Annotated in this window: 22 protein-coding genes; 9 read left to right on the forward strand and 13 right to left on the reverse strand. The window is 48.5% G+C overall.

Going from position 1 to position 21,065, the window contains the following annotated elements; translation table 11 throughout:
- Position 1: 1 nt before the first annotated feature.
- The 6 genes from E4T81_RS02135 to E4T81_RS02160 all read right to left on the reverse strand — a co-directional run bounded on the left by E4T81_RS02135 (position 2) and on the right by E4T81_RS02160 (position 5,176).
- Entirely contained in the window at positions 2-298 is a 297-nt protein-coding gene (locus E4T81_RS02135; protein WP_135040953.1) for a hypothetical protein, read from the reverse strand.
- Positions 295-816: a 3'-5' exonuclease gene (locus E4T81_RS02140; protein WP_135040955.1), complete on the reverse strand. Its 522-nt coding sequence runs from the start codon at positions 814-816 to the stop codon at positions 295-297. Before E4T81_RS02140 ends, E4T81_RS02135 begins: the two co-directional genes overlap by 4 nt.
- Positions 809-1,678 carry a 4-hydroxy-3-methylbut-2-enyl diphosphate reductase gene (locus tag E4T81_RS02145; RefSeq protein ID WP_135040957.1) on the reverse strand — a complete coding sequence of 290 codons (870 nt, stop codon included), beginning with the start codon at positions 1,676-1,678 and terminating at the stop codon, positions 809-811. The genes E4T81_RS02140 and E4T81_RS02145 overlap by 8 nt, the downstream gene beginning before the upstream one ends.
- Positions 1,668-2,369: a (d)CMP kinase gene (gene cmk, locus E4T81_RS02150; protein ID WP_135040959.1), complete on the reverse strand. Its 702-nt coding sequence runs from the start codon at positions 2,367-2,369 to the stop codon at positions 1,668-1,670. The genes E4T81_RS02145 and cmk overlap by 11 nt, the downstream gene beginning before the upstream one ends.
- Positions 2,370-2,444: 75 nt before the next feature.
- Positions 2,445-3,788: a sodium-dependent transporter gene (locus E4T81_RS02155; RefSeq protein ID WP_135040961.1), complete on the reverse strand. Its 1,344-nt coding sequence runs from the start codon at positions 3,786-3,788 to the stop codon at positions 2,445-2,447.
- A gap of 5 nt (positions 3,789-3,793) precedes the next feature.
- Positions 3,794-5,176, reverse strand: coding sequence for a sodium-dependent transporter (locus E4T81_RS02160; protein WP_135040963.1), 1,383 nt, complete (start codon positions 5,174-5,176; stop codon positions 3,794-3,796).
- 106 nt (positions 5,177-5,282) lie between these two features.
- On the opposite strand from E4T81_RS02160, the gene E4T81_RS02165 reads away from it, so the two are divergent.
- A complete protein-coding gene (locus tag E4T81_RS02165) occupies positions 5,283-5,717 on the forward strand; it encodes a hypothetical protein (protein WP_135040965.1) in 435 nt (144 codons plus the stop codon).
- Here the strand turns inward: E4T81_RS02165 and E4T81_RS02170 are convergent.
- The 7 genes from E4T81_RS02170 to E4T81_RS02200 all read right to left on the reverse strand — a co-directional run bounded on the left by E4T81_RS02170 (position 5,656) and on the right by E4T81_RS02200 (position 11,172).
- The gene (locus E4T81_RS02170; protein WP_135040967.1) at positions 5,656-6,723 is read right to left on the reverse strand and encodes a TlpA disulfide reductase family protein; all 1,068 of its coding nucleotides are present in this window, start codon (positions 6,721-6,723) and stop codon (positions 5,656-5,658) included. The genes E4T81_RS02165 and E4T81_RS02170 overlap by 62 nt on opposite strands.
- Before the next feature lie 19 nt (positions 6,724-6,742).
- On the reverse strand, positions 6,743-7,471 hold the full coding sequence (locus E4T81_RS02175; protein WP_135040969.1) for an OmpA family protein: 729 nt from the start codon (positions 7,469-7,471) through the stop codon (positions 6,743-6,745).
- The gene (locus E4T81_RS02180; RefSeq protein ID WP_135040971.1) at positions 7,461-7,787 is read right to left on the reverse strand and encodes a hypothetical protein; all 327 of its coding nucleotides are present in this window, start codon (positions 7,785-7,787) and stop codon (positions 7,461-7,463) included. Before E4T81_RS02180 ends, E4T81_RS02175 begins: the two co-directional genes overlap by 11 nt.
- 160 nt (positions 7,788-7,947) lie before the next feature.
- A complete protein-coding gene (locus tag E4T81_RS02185; protein ID WP_135040973.1) occupies positions 7,948-8,805 on the reverse strand; it encodes an energy transducer TonB in 858 nt (285 codons plus the stop codon).
- A gap of 40 nt (positions 8,806-8,845) precedes the next feature.
- Positions 8,846-9,580, reverse strand: coding sequence for a biopolymer transporter ExbD (locus E4T81_RS02190; protein WP_135040975.1), 735 nt, complete (start codon positions 9,578-9,580; stop codon positions 8,846-8,848).
- Between the two features lie 5 nt (positions 9,581-9,585).
- Entirely contained in the window at positions 9,586-10,287 is a 702-nt protein-coding gene (locus E4T81_RS02195) for a biopolymer transporter ExbD (protein ID WP_135040977.1), read from the reverse strand.
- A 54-nt stretch (positions 10,288-10,341) separates the two neighbouring features.
- Positions 10,342-11,172, reverse strand: coding sequence for a MotA/TolQ/ExbB proton channel family protein (locus tag E4T81_RS02200; protein ID WP_135040979.1), 831 nt, complete (start codon positions 11,170-11,172; stop codon positions 10,342-10,344).
- Between the two features lie 398 nt (positions 11,173-11,570).
- Here E4T81_RS02200 and E4T81_RS02205 point away from each other — a divergent pair, with 398 nt between their 5' ends.
- The 8 genes from E4T81_RS02205 to trkA all read left to right on the forward strand — a co-directional run bounded on the left by E4T81_RS02205 (position 11,571) and on the right by trkA (position 21,059).
- On the forward strand, positions 11,571-12,914 hold the full coding sequence (locus E4T81_RS02205) for a Na(+)-translocating NADH-quinone reductase subunit A (RefSeq protein WP_135040981.1): 1,344 nt from the start codon (positions 11,571-11,573) through the stop codon (positions 12,912-12,914).
- 29 nt (positions 12,915-12,943) lie between these two features.
- On the forward strand, positions 12,944-14,152 hold the full coding sequence (locus tag E4T81_RS02210; protein ID WP_135040983.1) for an NADH:ubiquinone reductase (Na(+)-transporting) subunit B: 1,209 nt from the start codon (positions 12,944-12,946) through the stop codon (positions 14,150-14,152).
- A gap of 7 nt (positions 14,153-14,159) precedes the next feature.
- Positions 14,160-14,870, forward strand: a complete 711-nt coding sequence (gene nqrC / locus E4T81_RS02215) for an NADH:ubiquinone reductase (Na(+)-transporting) subunit C (protein ID WP_135040985.1) — start codon at positions 14,160-14,162, stop codon at positions 14,868-14,870.
- A gap of 2 nt (positions 14,871-14,872) precedes the next feature.
- Positions 14,873-15,496 carry an NADH:ubiquinone reductase (Na(+)-transporting) subunit D gene (locus tag E4T81_RS02220; protein WP_135040987.1) on the forward strand — a complete coding sequence of 208 codons (624 nt, stop codon included), beginning with the start codon at positions 14,873-14,875 and terminating at the stop codon, positions 15,494-15,496.
- A gap of 29 nt (positions 15,497-15,525) precedes the next feature.
- Positions 15,526-16,143, forward strand: coding sequence for an NADH:ubiquinone reductase (Na(+)-transporting) subunit E (gene nqrE, locus E4T81_RS02225; protein ID WP_135040989.1), 618 nt, complete (start codon positions 15,526-15,528; stop codon positions 16,141-16,143).
- A gap of 24 nt (positions 16,144-16,167) precedes the next feature.
- Positions 16,168-17,457 (forward strand): NADH:ubiquinone reductase (Na(+)-transporting) subunit F, encoded by a 1,290-nt coding sequence (nqrF, locus tag E4T81_RS02230; protein ID WP_135041316.1) that lies wholly within the window; start codon positions 16,168-16,170, stop codon positions 17,455-17,457.
- 339 nt (positions 17,458-17,796) lie between these two features.
- Positions 17,797-19,728, forward strand: a complete 1,932-nt coding sequence (gene dxs / locus E4T81_RS02235; protein ID WP_135040991.1) for a 1-deoxy-D-xylulose-5-phosphate synthase — start codon at positions 17,797-17,799, stop codon at positions 19,726-19,728.
- A complete protein-coding gene (trkA, locus tag E4T81_RS02240) occupies positions 19,725-21,059 on the forward strand; it encodes a Trk system potassium transporter TrkA (RefSeq protein ID WP_135040993.1) in 1,335 nt (444 codons plus the stop codon). Before dxs ends, trkA begins: the two co-directional genes overlap by 4 nt.
- Positions 21,060-21,065: the final 6 nt, after the last annotated feature.

Genomic DNA, 21,065 nt, shown 5'->3' on the forward strand with positions numbered 1-21,065 from the left:
TTTATTTAAAAATAACATTTGCCAACGAGTCGGAATTTTCTCTTATATAATCCTCAAAACCCTTGATGTACAATTCGGCAGCCTTTTTATGACCGTTCTCGATATAATCATATTCAGTTGCCCTTATACCGAGTATGTATCCCTCAAGTTCAAGAGGCGTCATCGATGATGCGCTTTCAATAAGAGTCTGCGCGTCAGCCTTGCCGTAGTCGGTCGCCGCTTTATTTATTTTACGCTCCTCGCCTGAACATCCAGTGAGCGCAAGGACAAGAAATACTGACAATATAAAATGTTTCATAACAGTGTCATAGCTATTTTAGCACATGCCTCGGCATCAGCGAGGGCATTGTGATGATTATAAAATGGAATCCCCATAAAGTCACATACATAGGGAAGTGAGTAACTGCCGACAAGCTGCTTGGGAATCTTGCGACGCGCGGCAGTAAGCGTGCAATAAAACGGATTGTCGCCCCACGTCATGCCATAGGTTCTGTAAGCCGCCTTTATACACCGCTCGTCAAACATCTTGTTATGGGCAACAAACACCACACTGTCCATGTCGCCGCAACAGATTCCAAACTGACCGCACATCTCTTCCCATACACGGTCAAATGTAGGAGCCGAGTCAGTATCACTACGGCTAATGCCGTGAATACTTTCCGAAAAGTATCTTATATACCAGTTAGGCTCCGGCTTGACAAGCGAATAAAACCGGTCGACAATCATGCCATCCTCGACCTTTACAGCGCCGATTGCACATATGCTCGCAGGCTCGTTATTGGCTGTCTCTACATCTATCGCGATAAAATTATCCATTTTTTGCGCATAAACGTGTAATGTAATCTTTTACATCTTCCATGAGCCAACGAGGAGTAGATGTAGCACCACAGATTCCGACGCTCGAAATGCCATCAAGCCACTCGGGATTTATCTCTTCAGGATTAGATATCAGATGAGTGCGACTATTTACATCCTTGCACTCGCCATAAAGAATCTTGCCGTTGCTGCTCTTTTTACCGCTTACAAAAAGAATCATGTCATGGGCGGCGGCAAATTCCTTCAGGCGCGGAACACGGTTGGCAACCTGACGACAGATAGTGTCATAATATCTGAATTCCGTGTCAGCCGATTTCCTGCGCTTGATTTCCTCTATCATGTCCTGCAGCCCGTTGATTGATTTGGTTGTCTGTGAATACAGGATTATGTCACGCGAATAGTCAAGCTGCGCCAGCCCGTCACGATCCTCAATGACGATAGCGGTGCCGTCGGTCTGACCGACAAGCCCGTTTACCTCGGCATGTCCGCGCTTGCCATAGATTACAATCTGCTGGTCGGGACGACGTGACGCATACGCCTCCTTGATGCGTTTCTGCAGATGCAGAACCACGGGGCATGTCGCATCAATAATCTCGATTCCGTTTTCCTCAGCCTTTTTATAAGTCGAAGGCGGCTCTCCGTGAGCTCGCAGAAGCACCTTGACACCTTTCAGACTTGACAGTTCATCGTGGGTAATAGTGACAAGCCCGCGCTTTCTCAGACGCTCCACCTCGTCACTGTTATGCACGATGTCGCCAAGGCAATACAGGGTCCCGGTCGTGTCAAGCTCCGATTCAGCCTTGCAGATTGCCGACACGACACCGTTGCAAAATCCGGAACCGTTGTCAATCTCAATCCTCATTGCCGGATATTATCTTATTGAAAAGGTCAAGCAGCCAGCGGTCCTGCTCCTCCACCGTCATCTCCGAATTATCCAGCACCACGGCGTCATGAGCCTTACGGAGCGGACTCTCCTCGCGGGTCTCGTCAATATGGTCACGGCTCACTACATTGGCAAGCACGTCCTCATAGCTTGAATCAACACCCTTTGCCTTTAGCTCTTCATAGCGTCGGCGCGCGCGGGTCTCAGGCGAAGCCGTTACAAACACCTTCATTTCCGCGTCAGGAAAAACGGTAGTGCCTATATCCCTGCCATCCATCACAATCCCTTTTGCCACCCCCATTGACTGCTGGAGCGCTACAAGGCGATGACGCACAGCCGGAATTACAGAAACCTGCGACACATTATTTGACACCTCGAGCCGGCGGATTTCTTCCTCAACATCCTCTCGGTTAAGCAATGTGTGCTGTCTGCCGTCAGGCATAGGCTGAAAGTCGACAGAAATTTTATCAAGCGACGCGACCAGTACATCCACGTCCACAACACCCGAAGCGACCACACCGTTGCGCATAGCCCATAAGGTAACCGCACGGTACATTGCGCCGGAATCGATATAACGGTAGCCTATACGCGATGCAAGCGCACGCGCCATCGAACTTTTGCCCGATGAAGAGTATCCGTCAACTGCAATTATTATCTTCTTGTCAGTCATATTTCATCATTTGATACAACCACAAAGATACACTAAAATTCCGATAACTCCAATTGACAGTTACGGTCTAACGGGTCAGATGATGCCGAGACCGGCGAGGAACACGATGGCTATGCCGGTAGGGGCTACATACCGGAGAAGGAACACGATGGTGCGGAGCAGTCCTGTGCTGATAGTGCCGGTACCGCGCAATTGGGCGGTGACAATTTTACGGTCGAGAAACCAGCCTACAAAAATAGAGATCAACATTCCGCCAAGAGGCAGCAAGATATTGCTTGACACGTAGTCGAAGAGATCAAAAATAGTGAGCCCGAATATCTTCACTCCGCTCAGAGAGCTGAATGACAGCGCACACAGGGTGCCGAGCGTCATGGCGATACCGGCATTCAGTATCACCGACTTGCGGCGGCTCAGTCCAAGCTGCTCCATAAAAAACGCGATAGCAATCTCGCTCATCGAAATCGTGGACGTCAACGACGCGAGAAACAGCAGGAAGAAAAACAATGCCGACCATACAATGCCGAAAGGCAACTGATGGAAAATCTCAGGCAGGACCTCAAACACAAGTTTTGGACCTGCAGCAGGCTCCGTATTATAGGTAAACACGGCGGGAAAGATGATGACTCCCGCGAGCAATGCCACGCATGTGTCAAGCGTGGCTGTGATTGTAGCGCTCTTGACAAGCGGCGTCTTATCGGAAAAATAGCTTGAATATGTAAGCATTGTACCAAGACCGAGCGACAAAGAAAAGAAAGCTTGTCCGAGAGCCCCGATCAATACCGACGAGTCTACTTTAGAAAAGTCGGGACGGAAAAGAAACTCAAGCCCCTCCTTTGCTCCCGGCATGAGAAGTGAATTGACACAAAAGATTATCAGGATGACAAACAACACCGGCATCAATACGTTGGACACTTTCTCTATGCCTTTCTGGACGCCTCTCAGCAAAATCACAGCGTTGCAAAGCAAAAAAATCAGTGTCCACACAACGGGCATGTAACCGGTGGAAAAGCGGTCAAACACCTCATGCCGCGTCCCTGACTCAACAGCGTCGAGCGCACCGGTGACCGACTGCACAAAATACTCGATTGTCCATCCCGCGACTACGGAATAGAAGGAAAGTATCAGGATTGACGCAAGTATACCCATATAGCCCACCCACGCCCACTGTTTTACGCCGTGAAGCATGCGGAATGCACCGAAAATATTGCTGCGCGAACTGCGTCCCATTATAAACTCGGCACATATTACTGGAATACCGATTATAAATATAAAACCGATATAAATAAGCAGAAACGCACCACCCCCATGCACACCAGCCTCATAAGGGAAACGCCATATGTTACCGAGTCCTACCGCCGACCCTACCGTGGTGGCAATCACGCCGAGGCGTGTCGCAAACTGCGCGCGATTTTCTTTCATGACTATCAGCTAAATAACTTGGTACACAATATGACTGCAATAAGCACAGGAGCCAGATAACGCACGACAAAGAGCACAGGACGATACAACCTGACTGCAACAGAGCCGTTATTAGTGAGCTCGTTAAAGAAATATCCCTTGGGAGCAAACCATCCAAGATATATACAGGTGAATATCGCGACAAGAGGCAACAGTATATTAGTGGCAAAATTGTCCAGGAAGTCAAACAAGGTCATGCCTCCGATTGTAAGCGATGACATGCTACCCTGGGATAGCGAGCATAGAGAACTCAGCACAAACAGCGGCAGGATGACAGCGAGACAAGCCGAAGTGCGCTTCATCCCGAAGCGGTCCTGCATGAAAGCAATAGACACCTCGGCAAGCGATATTGTAGAGGTCAGCGCCGCCACAAGCAACAGGAGGAAGAACAGTATCGACCACAACTGAGACGCCGGCATCTGGACGAACACTTCAGGCAAGGTGACAAATACCAGTGTGGCACCCTCCAGCCCGTGACCGTCAAGGCCAAATGACTTGACGGCAGGAAAGATGATAAATCCCATCATCAAGGCGACAAGCAGGTCAAGCAGAGAGACGGTGACAGCTGTGCGCACCAGCTTCGTCTCCTTTGGGAAATAGCTTGAATAAGTAATCAGTATGCCCATACCAAGCGAAAGGGAGAAGAACGCCTGACCGAGAGCATTCACAGCCACTGCCGGCGTGATCTTTGAAAAGTCGGGGCTAAGGAAAAACATCAGACCCTCGTCAGCCTTGGGAAAAGTCATTGCTACGCCTGCAAACACAAGCAGCAGGACAAACAGCACAGGCATAAGTATATTGGACATCTTCTCAATGCCTTTCTGCACTCCCATAAGCAGAATGCCGAGATTAATGGCAAGCATTATGTAGGTCATGACAAGCGGCTTTATGTCCTGAACTATATATTCCTGCATTTTCGCATGAAACTGATAGTCCATCACGTCAATTGCCGATTGTCCATGATTACTGGCGACAGGAGCAAACAAATCTCCGGTGATAGACTGCCACATATACTCAAGGGTCCATCCGGCGACCACCATATAAAACGACAGAATCAGATAAGAAGCGATAATGGCGACACCACCTACTATCCACCACTTTTTTCCGGGAGCAAGTAGCTTGAACACCCCCGATGCATCGCTGCGCTTACCTCTGCCGAGCGAAAACTCGGCAAGCATGACAGGGATACCGAGAAGAAACACGCAACCTATATATAACAAAAGAAACGCAGCGCCACCGTTAGCCTGCGTCTCGGCAGGAAAGCGCCACACGTTTCCAAGTCCGACAGCCGACCCTACGGTTGCCGCAATCAATCCTATCTTACTGCCAAATTGTACCTTTGAAGCCATATTTTCTTATTTGTCGGCTGCAAAATTACACAAAAACTTACATTTTGCCACTCCGACAAGGTGATTTTTAAAGATTTTATGATTAATTTTGCAATGCTTATTTAAAATGAAAACAAAACAAATAATAAAAAGATTACCGCCATTCACCTTGAGCATCATTGTGACGCTTGCGGTCCTGTATCTGACATTAGTACCGAAACCGCTGCCCGACAATGACATAGAATGGTTTGAAGGCGCTGACAAAGTAGTACATGCAATAATGATGCTTGGCGTCACAGGCTGTCTCGGCATCGACTACCTGCGCAGATATGGCAAGCGGGAGACCAATGCTCCCGCTATGCTGATAATTGTGTTTGTTCTTTCTACAGGTGTGTTCGGAGGACTTATCGAAGTCGCTCAGGGATGGATGAACCTGGGCAGAGGAGAGGACTTGAACGACTTCATAGCCGATTGTATCGGAGCTCTCGCCGGTGGATTCCTCAGTCTTGTACTGTGGCAACCGGTTCACCGATGGTTTTGGGGGAAGAAAAAGCTGTCATAGCATTTGTGACAACCCGACGCAAAGAGTCGCCCTGCATGCCGCGTGCCACAATAACACCCTCCGGGTCGATAAGCATTATATGGGGGATGCCCGAAATGCCATAAAGGTCGGTAGGCACAGTCTGTGCATCAAGAATCTGTTGCCACGGCAACTCAAGCTGACTGATGGCTTTTTCTGAATCGGCAGGCTTGTCCCACACTGCAACACCAACGACATTAAGCCCACGAGAATTATATTTCTCATAAAGCTCCTTTATCACCGGCATTTCACGGCGGCAAGGACCACACCAGCTTGCCCAAAAGTCGACAAGTGTGTAGCATCCCGGCTTTACATAGTCGCTGAGCTTGACAACCGAGTCGCCTTTAATCGAGAAATCGACATAGCGGTTGCCGGGAGCGGTGGCAGCCTCACGCTGTTTTGCTGTCACAAGGTTACTTACCCTTTTATAATGTCCATAGGAGGGATACTGCTTCAATTTGGCGGAAAGTGCATCGAAGTCATATTCATAGGCTGCCTGAAGAAACGCAAGGTATCCTACAGGATTACCTGAATGGCGCTTAACATAATCATCAAGCAGACCGGAATATGCTTGGCTCACTGCCTTTCTTACCGAGTCATTCTCAGCCTTGTTGTAAAGCATGTCAAGTGAATCTGACTCGCTAATGAATTTGGCAAGCAACAGATTCATAGGGGTATTTTCAGATACACGCCCGCTGTCAATGGTTATGTCACCGGGTTCAAGGACGAAAGTGGCTGCGCGACGGTCACCGAGCAAAAGCCTCGCAAGCACTACACTGTCGGCGACCCCGGAAAACCGGGCATGGCTGTCGGCAACAAGCACACTGTCTATTTTATCGCCCGAATCGTAATTTACGATGTAGGCAGTCATTCCATTTGCACTCTCATCAAATGTGGCATCTACCGAATAGTCTTCGTCATGAGATGCTGTCTTGCACGATACGATAGCCACACAAGCAAGTGCAGCCATTATTGCATAATGTCTCATATATTTTGGTTAATAGGGATTACTTTCTGTACACAAGCTTATTGGACTTAGCCATCTCGATGATAAGCTTGTCAGGGATAATGTATATCTCGATGCGGCGGTTGCGGGCACGATTGGACTGGGAATTATTCTCCACAAGCGGGTCGGTCGCACCAAGCGCATAAGGAATCAGGTCAATTGTCGACAACTGGTCGCGCGACAGCCAGTCATACACGGCATTGACACGTGACTCACTCAGAGCGTCAGTATACTCCGCCGACCCGGTATCATCGGTGTGTCCGACAATAATCATCCTGTATAATCCCATCTGCCGCAGCAAGCCTGCATAAGGCTGCAGAAACTCTTTAGCCGATGGACGAAGCACTGTGTCATTGGGAGCAAACAGCTGATCAGTCCCGATTGTAGCGACAATGACCTCTCCGTCACGCCACTTCTCAATCGTCTCGCGGCGACGTGAAGAAAGATCTTTTGCAAGCTCATTCATGTAGGCGACGACCTGGTCATGCTGCTTTTCCGGCACCTGTGGCACAAGGAGATTATCATCAAGCGGCAAATCCTCCTCTGCCTCCCTGACAGCCGTTTTCTTATCGGAGTCCTGCCTTTTTTCTTCACCGCCGCCCATCAGCCGCTCCTTTATCGCCTTAAAAGGATTGGCTGCATAAGCGTCACCCTGCCAGGCAAATGAAGCAGCGATAATAGACAAGCCGATTGTCAAGCGTCGTAGCAACATCATTGATTCAATCCTCAAGACCTATGGATTTCTCATAGGCAAGTTCTCCTTCAACTATAAACCGCACATCATCCTTGTCAACGGCGGCAAGCTTATCTTTCGCAAGCATCTTGTTGACATAGTCAAGAATCTTTCCAAGCTCGGGCGACGCATCATCCTGCTCATATGACGAAGGTATCTCAAGAAGCCCGTTATCCTCGTAATAATCCCATATCATATCAAGGATATTGAGAATCTCATCATCGGAATAACGCTCGCTAATACCCTCCGGCATATACTGACGGATAAACTTTATAGCCTCCGACTCGTCATATTGCATATTATAGTCTGACATATCAAGAAATTTTAAGTAGTCGCTAAGTTAATGAAAATCCCATTAAATAGAATGACCCCATCACAATATTTCATAAATTTTAGGTGATTTTTAACAAGAGAAAACAAAAGAGGCGTGCAATCTTGCACGCCTCTTTCTATAGTGTAACTGATGATGTTGATTAAACACCCTGGAGTTTAAATGTGATCGGAAGGGTGTACCACACGTTCACTGCCTGTCCGTTCATCTTACCGGGGATGAAGTCAGGGAGAGTCTTCACAACTCGTACCGCTTCCTTATCCAGGTCGGGGTCCTTGCCGCGAACTACCTTAACCTCACCTACCTTACCGGTCTTGGTAACGACGAACTGTACTACGACACGACCCTGAATATTATTCTCCATAGCTACAGGAGGATATTTAAGATTCTTCTGGATGTGCTTCATAAGCTCAGCATCACCACCGGGGAACTGCGGCATCTGCTCCACGGCAGTAAACACCTTGTTTTCCTCAACCGGCTTCTTTTCTTCAACAACGATTTCGTTTATATGCTCGCGCACTACGTTACGGTCGTCAGTACCCTTGTCAAAGTCGCTCTGACCAAATGCAGTCGTTGTCTCTTTAAGTTCATCCTGAGTCTTGATTTCATCCTCAGCATTTACCTTGTCGTCATCAACGATTGCAAGCTCGGTAACCTTGACAGTGTTGAGCACTTCCTCGGGGAGAACCTCAGGCTGCTCCTCTTCGTAACGCTCCTGCACCTCTTCTTCTTCCTGCTGCTCATCTTCAGTAGCATCACCCAGATTCACCATAGCCTGTTCGGTAAGGTCCTCTGGCTTCTCTTCTGCCTTGGGAAGCACGGTATTTACGATAAGAGGTAACACGAAAGCCAACGCAAGTATAATCACTACCACAATCATCGCCTTGTTGTGGCGAACATCAGAGTTCTTACGCAATTCATATGCGCCAAACTCCTGGTTCTTGCCTTCAAAGACTATATCGCGCCATTCTTTTGATGAAAGGTCTACATCTTTTGCCATTTTTCTTCGTTTTTAAAGTTAAACATATAGACACTCATCATTATTTACGGGGATTCTTTGCAAGATAGTCAAAAATCAGGGCTGAGTCAACAGCGTTGATATTGTCTATCTGGTAGCGAGAAATCTGGTTAATCTGCATCTCGTCAAGAGCTGAGATCAGACTCTCCCAAGAGGCGTTTGGACCAGCCTTGATAATCACGACGGGACGGTCGGCGATAAGAGAGTCATTACGGATCTCTTTTGCACGCGCCTGATATTCATCGTCAGAGATTTTCTTGTTTTTCCAATCGTCCTTCAACACAGCGATCTTTGAGAGCACTGTCTTGTTCTTGTCGTGGAGAATCTTGCGGATACCCTGAGTCTCACCGTTCTGGTTTCCGATAAACTTCTCAACCTTCAGGTTAGAGTTATCGATAAGACCATCCTTGTTCTCATCAGCTATGTCGGGTTTACCGAAATAGTAATATACAAGGTGAGCGGGTTTTCCAGTCTCGGGATCAACCTTTACATTTCCATCTTGATCACGCTCGGTGTCGAGGATGAGTGTAACAGCCTGCGACTCCTTAGCTTTGTTTTGCTGCTCCTGCTCCACTTTCTCATTGGAAGGGAGTGAAATCTGCAAAGTCTGCGACTTAATCATCGTGGTACAAAGCATGAAGAACGTGATAAGAAGCATGTTCATATCCACCATAGGCGTGAAGTCCACGTGGATCGACATCTTTTTCTGGGCGCCTTTTTTCTTTTTGCCGCCGTCGGATTGTTCTATCTGTGCCATAATGATTAATCGTTTTCAGTTTTAAGCGCAGTCATCAAGCTGAACTTGTTCATCTTGAGTGTCTGCAGGTTATCAAGCACGTTATGAACAGTAGTATAAGGGGTGTCCTTGTCAGCCTTGATTGCTATACCCTCGCCGCTCTTGATTGATGACTCAAGATTGGGGTTGGAAGAGTTGTATATAGCACGCATCCAGATCTGGAATTCATTAGGCTTGTTAAGGTCCTTATTCTCGTCGATAGGAATACCGGTCGAGGGGTTTTCCATGTCAGAGAGCACCTCGTCCTGCTTAGTCTGCGGAAGGTCGAGAAAAGCGGGAAGGTCAGCGATTCTGACACCGAACATGTTCATCTTGGAGAACTTGTTGACCTGTTCCTTGGTGAGCTGTACTTGTTTACTATGGGTCTTGTTATATTCAGCCACAGCTGTCTGGATAAGCTCTGCCCTCACCTTTTCGCTTGAATAGGTTGAGTCAGCGTCACCTGATACAGAAAGGAACACCTTTCCTTCGGGTGATATCAATACAGTAGTGGTGTTGGTAACGGGCACCTTGATTTCAGAAACTGAAGACGGGGTGAGCACCGTGACCGGTTCCTTCTGCAAGAAGGTAGAAGTCAACATGAAGAAAGTAAGCAAAAGAACAGTCACGTCACTCATCGCGGTCATGTCGATGAGGGTACTCTTTCTTTTAATTTTTACTTTTCCCATTGTTTTTCGTTAAATAGATTATTAAATCGTTCTAATTTTCAGAAAGACAATGGATTAGTGAGTAGCGGCAAATGTCTGCACGATTGAGAAGCCAATCTCGTCGATAGCGTAGGTAAGATTGTCAATCTTGTTGGTGTAGAAGTTATATGAAATAACGGCGAATGCACCAGTCGCGATACCGAATGCAGTGTTGATAAGTGCCTCAGAGATACCGGTAGAAAGCTCGGTTGAGTCAGGAGCACCTGATGCTGCAAGAGCCTGGAATGACTTGATCATACCCATCACAGTACCGAGAAGTCCGACAAGTGTACCAAGAGTGGTAAGGGTTGCAACGATCGGGAGGTTCTGCTGAAGAGCGGGCATTTCAAGAGCGGTAGCCTCTTCAACTTCCTTCTGGAGAGTTGCAATCTTCTGCTCCTTAGAAAGGGTTGTGTTCTTGTCCATTTCCTCATAGCGAACGAGAGCTGCAGATACTACAGCGGCAACGCTACCCTTCTGCTTCTTGCAGAGAGCCTGAGCGCCTGCGATGTCGTTTTTCTTGAGGCAAGCCTTAACGCCGGCAACAAACTTAGAGATGCTGCCTTTGCCTTTTGCGCTTGAAAGGGCAATCCAACGCTCAACAGAAAGCACGATTACAGTAAGGAAGAGAGTCTGAAGGATAGGCACGATGAAACCACCTTTGTAGATAGTTCCCCAGAGATCCTGCGGGTGACCTGCTTCGTCAAAGTGCATGTCGTGGCCGAACCAGAAAATAAACAATAAAACTGCTACAATAAAGCATGCTACGATAACCAAGAATGCATTCTTGATACCGCGTACGTTAGAACCTTCGTTCTTCTGTTGCTTAGCTGGAGCGGCTCCAACATTGGGCTTTTGATTTTCCATAATTTTGAATAGAATAAATTAATAGTTATTAATGTGAATATTGATTTATGGTTAATAAATGTAATTGAGTCAATTTATCGATTTTCGGTATTTTTTACTTTACATAATTACATCCCCCTCATAGTGTACACCACGAAAGGATATGCAAATTTATTATTATATTTTTTACAAACCAAATTTTGCCCTGTGATTTTTATTAATTTATCAGCGCACGCCGCTTTGTTAAATATTTACTATGTTTCACAGCATAATTTAAGAAAACAATCTCCAATATGAGGCAAAATTCCCCACTTCATGACAGCCACGCCAAATTTTTCACAATTAAAGTTAATCCATATAAAAATTTATGGTAACTTTGCACAATATTATTATAAGGACACATCATTTTTTATTTCTACATGACAAAGATTGTAAACATAAAAAAGGGACTTGACATCAGTATCAGAGGTAATGCCGTAGAGTCGGCGCCCATAGATGTCACTCCCGCCACATGTGCTATTATTCCCGATGACTTTCCGGGTATAACACCAAAGGTTGATGTCAAGGAAGGTGATGAGGTTGTTGTTGGTTCTACTCTGTTTCACGACAAGGCGTACCCCGATGTAAAAGTGACTTCTCCGGTCGCTGGCAAAGTGACAGCCATCGTCAGAGGCGAACGCCGCAAGCTCGAACGGATTGTAATCACCCCGGGCACATCACCGTCGACATCGCTCGACTTTGAAGTGAATAACATCGACGACCGCACCCGCGCAAGCCGGCTGTTGCTCGATTCAGGACTATGGGCATGGATGCGCCAGCGGCCCTACGACATAGTGCCGAATCCGGGCGTCACTCCACGTGACATTTTCATCACCGGTTTCGACTCGGCTCCACTCGCCCCCGACTTCGAGATGATGCTCGACGGGAAGCAGAAAGAGCTTAGTGCGGCGGTAGCGTTGCTAAAGAAGTTTACCGACGGTGATATATATATAGGTATACACGAGGGAAGCTGCCTTGAGGCTATTGATGGTGTAGAAACCATCATCATGAACGGTCCCCATCCCGCAGGAAATGTAGGCGTGCAGATTTGCAACGTAAAGCCGGTCAACAAGGGTGAGACCGTATGGACAATGGATGCCCTCACCCTGCTCCGCATCGGCAAGCTCGCTACAAGCGGCTCACTTGACATGACCGTGACCGCGGCGCTGACCGGCTGCGAGGTGACCGAGCCCCACTATATCAACACCATCGCAGGCGCCGACATGAAAAGCGTGCTAAAGGGTGCCGTAAACAACGATGACATCCACCATCGCGTAATATCGGGCAATGTCCTCACCGGAATCCCGGTAGGAGAAGAGGGATATCTGCGTTTCCCCTACCGCCAGGTCACTGTCATCGCCGAGGGCGACGACTTCGCCGAGTTTATGGGCTGGGCTTCGCTGTCGCCTCAGAAGATGAGTGTCAACCGCTCGTTTCCGGGACACTTCTTCCGACACAAGTTCTGTCCTGACGCAAGAATACTCGGCGGACGCCGTGCAATGATAATGTCAGGCGTATATGAAAAAGTCATGCCGATGGACATCCTTCCGGAATATCTCATAAAAGCTATCATCGCACGCGACATCGACCGCATGGAGCAGCTCGGAATATATGAAGTGGCTCCTGAAGACTTCGCATTATGTGAATATGTCGACCCGTCAAAGCTTGAGCTGCAGAAAATCGTGCAGGAAGGACTTGACTATCTACGCAAAGAACTCAGTTGATAACCCCCCACTAAAAAAAATCATTGATTGTGAAATCTCTTAGAAAATATCTTGACCGGATAAAACCCGACTTCGAGCCGGGCGGAAAGTTTCACGCATTTCAGTCAGTATTCGACGGATTTGAGACTTTCCTCTTTACTCCGACCACGACTTCGCGCTCAGGAGTCAACATACACGACAGCCTCGACTCAAAACGAGTGATGATAATCGTCGTGCTCGCTCTCATTCCCTGCCTCCTCTTCGGCATGTATAATACCGGCTATCAGCATTGGCTAGCCATAGGCGCCACCTCGTTTCCATTCTGGCATCTTCTCGGCTACGGCTTTCTCGCTTTGCTGCCCCGACTGATAGTGTCCTACATAGTGGGACTCGGCATCGAATTTGTCGTGGCTCAGTGGCGCAAGGAGGAAATCCAGGAAGGATTCCTTGTCTCAGGAATATTGATTCCGCTTATATGCCCTATAGACATACCGCTTTGGATGCTTGCCATCGCGACCGCATTTTCCGTGGTATTTGTCAAGGAAGTTTTCGGCGGCACAGGCTACAATATATTTAATGTAGCATTGGTGACACGTGCATTCCTGTTTTTTGCCTACCCCTCTCAGATGAGCGGCGACAAGGTGTTTGTATCGACTGGCAGCATCTGCGGACTCGGCGAAGGCGCTGTGGTCGACGGTTTTTCAGGCGCGACACCCCTCGGACAGGTTGCCTCCAACGTAGGTGACACCATCACGCTTACCAATATCGTCGGCGACAAGCTCAGCTACTGGGACATGTTTTTAGGACTTATCCCGGGCTCGGTAGGCGAGACCTCCACTCTCTGCATACTCATCGGCGCGGCAATACTGCTCATCACAGGTATCGCAAGCTGGCGCATCATGTTCAGCGTGTTTGCCGGCGGACTTATCATGGGAGCCATAGCCCACGCCTTCCCCACCCCCGATTATCCCGCAACCATGCTCACCCCGCTTGAGCAGGTGACTCTCGGCGGATTTGCATTTGCGGCGGTGTACATGGCCACCGACCCTGTCACAGCATCGCGCACCAATCCCGGAAAGTATATCTACGGATTTCTTATCGGCGTGATTGCAATAATAATCCGCACATACAACAACGGTTATCCCGAAGGCGCGATGCTCGCGGTTCTTCTCATGAACTCGTTTGCACCGCTGATTGACTACACCGTCGTACAGTCCAACATACGTCGACGCATGCGTCGCTTAAAAGCTAAAGTGTGAAAAGATTATGAATAAGCAGAGTAATACTTACACCATTATATATATTATTGTATTGGTGATTTTGGTAGGAGCGGGACTCGCGTTTACAGCACTATCGCTCAAGCCACTCCAGACGGCAAACGCAGATGCCGACAAAATGAAGCAGATTCTTGCATCGGTACATATCACCCCGGCCAAAGCCGACGTCATCGCCGACTTCAACAAGTATATAACCGACAAGTTTATCATCAATGACAAAGGCGAGCGCCTTGAAGGAAACGCCTTTGATGTAAACACGGCAAACGAAAGCAAGGCAGCCCTTGACTCTCGCCGCATGCCGGTATATGAATGCACGCTCGCTCCCGGCGACGTGAAATATATACTGCCGGTCTACGGAGCCGGCCTATGGGGCCCGATATGGGGATATATCTCCGTTGACAGCGACGGCTCGACAATCTACGGAGCCTACTTCGCTCATCAGGGAGAGACTCCCGGACTCGGCGCTGAAATCGAGAAACCGGCTTTCAGCGACCAGTTTAACGGTCTGCACCTGTTTAAAGGCGGTGAATTTCACCCTGTCACTGTCATCAAGGCAGGACAGACACCGCTTAATGGCGAAGATGCCGTAGATGCAATATCGGGCGGCACAATCACCTCAAAGGGAGTCGCCTCAATGATTGACAACTGCCTTACCGGCTACAAGGCTTTTCTTGAATCTCTCTCATCAAAACAGAATTAATTATGGCGTCAAACAATAAAAACCTAAGCACACTGCTTAACCCGTTGTCCAAAGACAACCCGGTAATCGTGCAGATTCTCGGTATCTGCTCATGCCTTGCCGTGACCGCCAAGCTTGAACCCGCTTTTGTAATGGGTATTTCAGTAATCGCGGTACTTGCATTCTCCAATGTAATCATATCCCTGTTGCGCAACACGATTCCGACCAACATACGAATAATCGTACAGCTCGTAGTAGTCGCCGGTCTTGTGGTAATCGTCAACCAGCTTCTGATGGCTTACCAGTATGACGTAAGCAAGCAGCTGTCGGTATTCATAGGCCTCATCGTCACCAACTGTATACTCATGGGACGCCTTGAGGCATTTGCAATGGGCAACAAGCCCTGGCCGTCATTCCTTGACGGTATCGGCAACGGTATCGGATACACGATAATCCTTGTCATCGTGGCTTTTTTCCGCGAGCTTTTCGGCAGCGGAACGCTATGGGGATTCAGAGTAGTGCCCGAGAGCTGGTATGAACACGGTTATGCCAACAACGGACTGATGATACTCCCTCCGATGGCTCTTATCGTCACAGCATGTATCATATGGGTACACCGCACTTACAACAAAGACCTACAGGAATAATTGTCACACCCGGTAACGAATAAATCATAATGGAAAATTTCAATATTTTTATAAGGTCGATTTTTGTCGACAACATGATTTTTGCCTACTTTCTGGGCATGTGTTCATTTCTCGCCGTGTCTAAAAATGTAAAGACGGCACTCGGACTGGGCGCAGCAGTGACATTCATGCTTGTAATATCACTGCCTATCAACTATCTTCTTGAGACCTACGTGTTGCGTGAAGGCGCATTGACATGGCTCGGTCCTGAATATGCCGGCGTAGACCTGAGCTTCCTCTCTCTCATCATGTTTATCGCAGTAATCGCGTCGCTCACACAGCTTGTAGAGATGGCGGTCGAAAAATTCAGCCCCGCACTATACTCATCGCTCGGTATCTTCCTTCCGCTTATAGCAGTGAACTGTGCGATTCTCGGAGGCTCCCTGTTCATGCAGCAAAGAGACTTCCCTGACGTGTGGACAGCCTGCTGCGCAGGTGCCGGATGGGGTATCGGCTGGCTGCTTGCAATTGTCGCCATAGCTGCCATACGCGAGCGTCTGCAAGAATACAGCAACATACCCAAGCCTCTGCGCGGTGTAGGAATCACATTCATAATAACAGGCCTTATGGGAATCGCATTCATGAGCTTCCTTGGCATAAAACTCTAAACAACGACAATGGACACTATAGCAATGATAACTCTTGCCGACACCGGCACACTTACCATATGTACGGGAGTAATCATATTTCTCGCTATCACACTGCTCCTCGTGGCAGTGCTTCTGATTGCCAAGAAGTTTTTGGTACACACCGGTCAGGTTGACATCAAAATCAACAATGACAAGGATGTATTTGCAATGTCGGGAAAGACCCTTCTCTCCACGCTCGCTGACCAGAATGTGTTTCTTTCTTCAGCGTGCGGCGGTAAAGGCAGCTGCGGACAATGTAAAGTACAGGTGTTTGAGGGCGGAGGCGACATACTCCCTACCGAGACTGTCCACTTCACCAGAAAGCAGATGAAAGACCACTGGCGTCTCGGATGTCAGGTAAAGGTAAAGGAAGACATGTCAATCGGAGTTCCGGCATCAGTGCTTGATGTAAAGGAATGGGAATGTGAGGTAATCTCCAACAAGAATGTCGCCACATTCATCAAGGAATTCATCGTAGCGCTTCCTCCTGGCGAACACATGAACTTTATCCCCGGCTCATATGCCCAGATTAAGATTCCGGCTTACGAAATGGACTATGACAAGGACATCGACAAGTCGCTAATCGGTGACGAATATCTCCCTGCATGGAAAAATTTCGGACTTTTCGGGCTGAAGTGTAAGAACACCGAGGCGACAGTGAGAGCCTACTCTATGGCTAACTATCCTGCCGAGGGCGACCGCATAATGCTGACCGTCCGCATAGCCACCCCACCATTCAAGCCGAAACCTGAAGTAGGATTCCAGGATGTGATGCCCGGTATCGCATCATCCTATATATTCACGCTTAAACCCGGCGACAAGGTGATGATGAGCGGCCCTTACGGAGACTTCCACCCCATTTTCGACTCAAAAGCGGAAATGATGTGGGTCGGAGGTGGCGCAGGTATGGCTCCGCTTCGCGCACAAATCATGCACATGACACGCACGCTCAACTGCACTGACCGCGTGATGAATTACTTCTACGGGGCGCGTGCGCTCAACGAAGTGTTCTACCTTGAAGACTTCCTGCAGCTTGAAAAGGATTTCCCCAACTTCAAGTTCCATCTGGCGCTCGACCGTCCCGACCCTGCTGCCGACGCTGCCGGCGTGAAGTACACGGCGGGATTCGTTCATCAGGTCATCTACGAGACTTATCTGAAAAATCACCCGGCTCCGGAAGACATCGAATATTACATGTGCGGTCCCGGTCCGATGAGCAAGGCTGTCGAGAAGATGCTCTGGGATCTCGGTGTACCGTCAGAAAATCTCATGTATGACAACTTCGGAGGATAACCCCTCCCCCACCATTCATAACGAAAAGGCTGCCTGCGGGCAGCCTTTTCTCATACATGACATCGGACCAATCATAAACTGACATTGCGCATTTACATGCTCTACGACATCACTCCACTGCTTTGCTTTTATGAATAATCTTTGTATCTTTGCATAGATTAATACGACTTATGACAGGGTACACTATCTTCCGACTCGTATGCCTTACGGCTCTTTGGTTGATACTCTGCTACTTAATGATAGCAGGCAGAGGCTTTACGGCATGGACTTTATTTATCATTGTCATCTCGGGAGGAGTGGTGTTTATACCGCTGTATAAAAAATATATCAATGACGGCAATGGAAAACGAAAAAAATAGACATATTGCCCCATCTGCACTCTTAAACAAGATTGACTCCCCTTCCGACCTGCGAAAACTCCCTTTGGAAAAGCTGCCGGAAGTATGCTCTGATATACGCGCGTTTCTTATCAATTCACTGTCAAGCAATCCGGGGCACTTTGCATCAAGCATGGGTGCTGTCGAGCTTACCGTGGCGCTCCACTATGTATTCAATACCCCTTATGACAGAATAGTGTGGGATGTCGGTCATCAAGCCTATGGTCACAAACTTCTCACCGGACGACGCGACAAGTTTGATACCAACCGTAAATTCGGTGGTCTGAGCGGATTTCCCAATCCGGAAGAAAGCGAATATGACACCTTTACAGCCGGTCATGCATCCAACTCCATCTCGGCTGCACTTGGCATGGCTGTGGCATCGCAGTTGCAACATGATAGCCCGAAGCGCAATGTAGTCGCTGTAATCGGCGATGCGTCCATAAGCGGCGGTCTTGCATTTGAGGGACTGAACAACGCTACGATAACAAAAAACAATCTCCTCATAATCCTCAACGACAATGACATGTCGATTGACCGCAATGTAGGAGCGCTCAACTCTTACCTTGCCCACCTTACGACGACAAAAGCCTACAATGCATTCAGGTTTAAAGTTTACCGTCTGCTGAAAAAAATGCACCTTGTCAGTGAAAAGCAGAAAGATTTCATCCTGCGGTTTAACAACAGCCTCAAGTCACTGATAGGCAAGCAGCAAAACATATTTGAAGGGCTTAACATACGTTACTTCGGTCCGATTGACGGTCACGACGTGGAGCGCCTTGTCAGGGTTCTCAACGACATAAAAGACATGGAAGGACCGCGCCTGCTCCATATCCGCACTAAAAAAGGCAAAGGATACACTCCCGCTGAAAAGGATCCGGCATCATGGCATGCTCCGGGAAAGTTTGACCCCTCGACCGGAGAGCGCGCCACCGAACCGACAGAAGGTGTTCCCGCCAAATATCAGGACGTATTTGGAGAGACATTGCTTGAGCTCGCAAGAGTAGATGACCGGGTGGTAGGCATTACGGCAGCCATGCCTTCAGGCACGTCAATGAGCATCATGCAAGCCGAAATGCCGGGAAGAGTGTTTGATGTAGGTATCTCCGAAGGTCATGCCGTGACTTTTGCGGGAGGTCTTGCCAAAGATGGCATGCGCCCGTTCTGCGCAATATACTCATCCTTCATGCAACGAGCCTACGACCATGTCATCCACGATGTCGCGATACTCAAATTGCCTGTAACGCTATGTCTTGACCGCGCAGGTATTGTAGGAGAAGACGGTGTGACCCATCATGGTGTATTTGACCTGAGTTACCTCAGAGCCATCCCCAATATTATAATTTCTTCGCCACGCGATGAAGTGTCGCTCCGCAACCTGATGTTCACGTCGCTTAAAGGCAATCACGGGCCTTTTGCCATCCGCTATCCGAGAGGCAAGGGACATAACCCGATGTGGAAGCAGCCGATGAAGGAGCTGACTATAGGCAAAGGCGAAAAACTCGCTGACGGCGATGACGTAGCGGTGCTCACCATCGGGCCGATGGCATCAAAAGCAGCCGCTGCAATAAACCGTGCGGCGGAAGAGGGCATCAGCGTCTCTCACTACGACATGATATTTCTTAAACCGATTGATACAGAAATCCTGAAAGAAGTAGCCGAGAAAAACTGTCAGATAATAACAGTTGAAGACGGCATAAAGGATGGTGGTCTCGGATCGGCAGTAACCGAATGGCTTAATGACAATGGCTATGACCGTAAGGTGACACGCATCGGAGTGCCCGACAAGTTTGTCCCCCACGGCAAAGTTCCCGAACTGATGAAACTTTGCGGCATGGATGAAGACGCCATTTATGAAGCTATTGTCAACGCCCGTAAATCATCCCGCTCATGAAAATAGTTATTGCAGGTGCAGGAGAGGTAGGCAGCCATCTTGCGAAACTCCTATCGCGCGAGGAACAGGATATAATGGTGCTTGACGCCGACCAGGCAAAGCTGGCTTCACTTGACGCCAACTATAACCTCATGACCCTGCGCGGCAATCCTATATCGTTCAACTCTCTGCAAAATGCAGGAGTGGAGAAATGTGACCTGTTCATTGCCGTCACGCCCGACGAGACACAGAATGTGCTTGCTTGCTCGATGGCAAAAAGCATCGGAGCGCAACGCACAGTGGCGCGTATCGACAACTTTGAATTCATGTCACAGCAAAACCGCGACTACTTTACCCGTCTTGGAGTCAATGCCCTTATATATCCGGAACTGCTCGCGGCACAGGAGATTATAACAGCGCTGCGCAGGTCATGGGCGCGTCACTGGTTTGAACTTCACGACGGAGAGCTGATTATCGCCGGCGTAAAACTCCGCAGCAACGCGCGCATAATAGGCATGCAGCTGAAAGAGTTTGCAATGATGGAACATAACTTCCACGTAGCGGCAATCAAGCGCCACCACGACACTATTATACCGCGAGGCGACGACATAATAAAAGATAATGACATCCTTTATTTTGCCACGACACGCGACCATGTCGACGAGCTGCTTGACATCTGCGGCAAGACATCGAAAAAGATACGCAAGCTGCTCATCATGGGCGGCAGCCGCATCGCCATACGTCTTGCTGCACTTGCAGGTGATGAATTCAAAATCAAGATTATCGACACCAATATCAACACCTGCAGGATGCTGCCTGAAAAATGCCCCGACTGCAATATCGTGCATGGCGACGCACGCGACATTGATGTGTTAAGGGAAGAAGGCATAGATGACACTGACGCATTTGTCGCTCTCAGCAACAGCTCAGAGACCAACATCCTCGCCTGTCTTACTGCAAAGGAATTCGGTGTCCACAAAACCATAGCCGAAGTCGAAGACCTTCAGTTCATCTCTGAAGCCGAAGGACTGAACATCGGCACCGTAATCAACAAGAAGCTGCTTGCTTCAAGCAAGATATTCCAGCTTCTGCTCGACATGGACGTGTCATCGTCAAAGTGTCTTGCACTGACCGACGCCGAAGTAGCGGAGATTGAAGCAAAACCCGACAGCAAGATTACCCGTGACGCCGTAAAGAATCTGCGCCTGCCCCACGGAATGACGATAGCCGCGATGATACGCGACGGCAAAGGAATGCTTGTAAACGGTAACACCCACATACAGGCAGGCGACCATATAGTCGTGTTCTGCCTCTCAGGACTTATCCATAAAGTCGAAAAACTTTTCAATTAGCACTGA

It is taken from the genome of Barnesiella sp. WM24 (assembly GCF_004570975.1).
In the GTDB taxonomy this organism is placed as follows: domain Bacteria; phylum Bacteroidota; class Bacteroidia; order Bacteroidales; family Muribaculaceae; genus Muribaculum.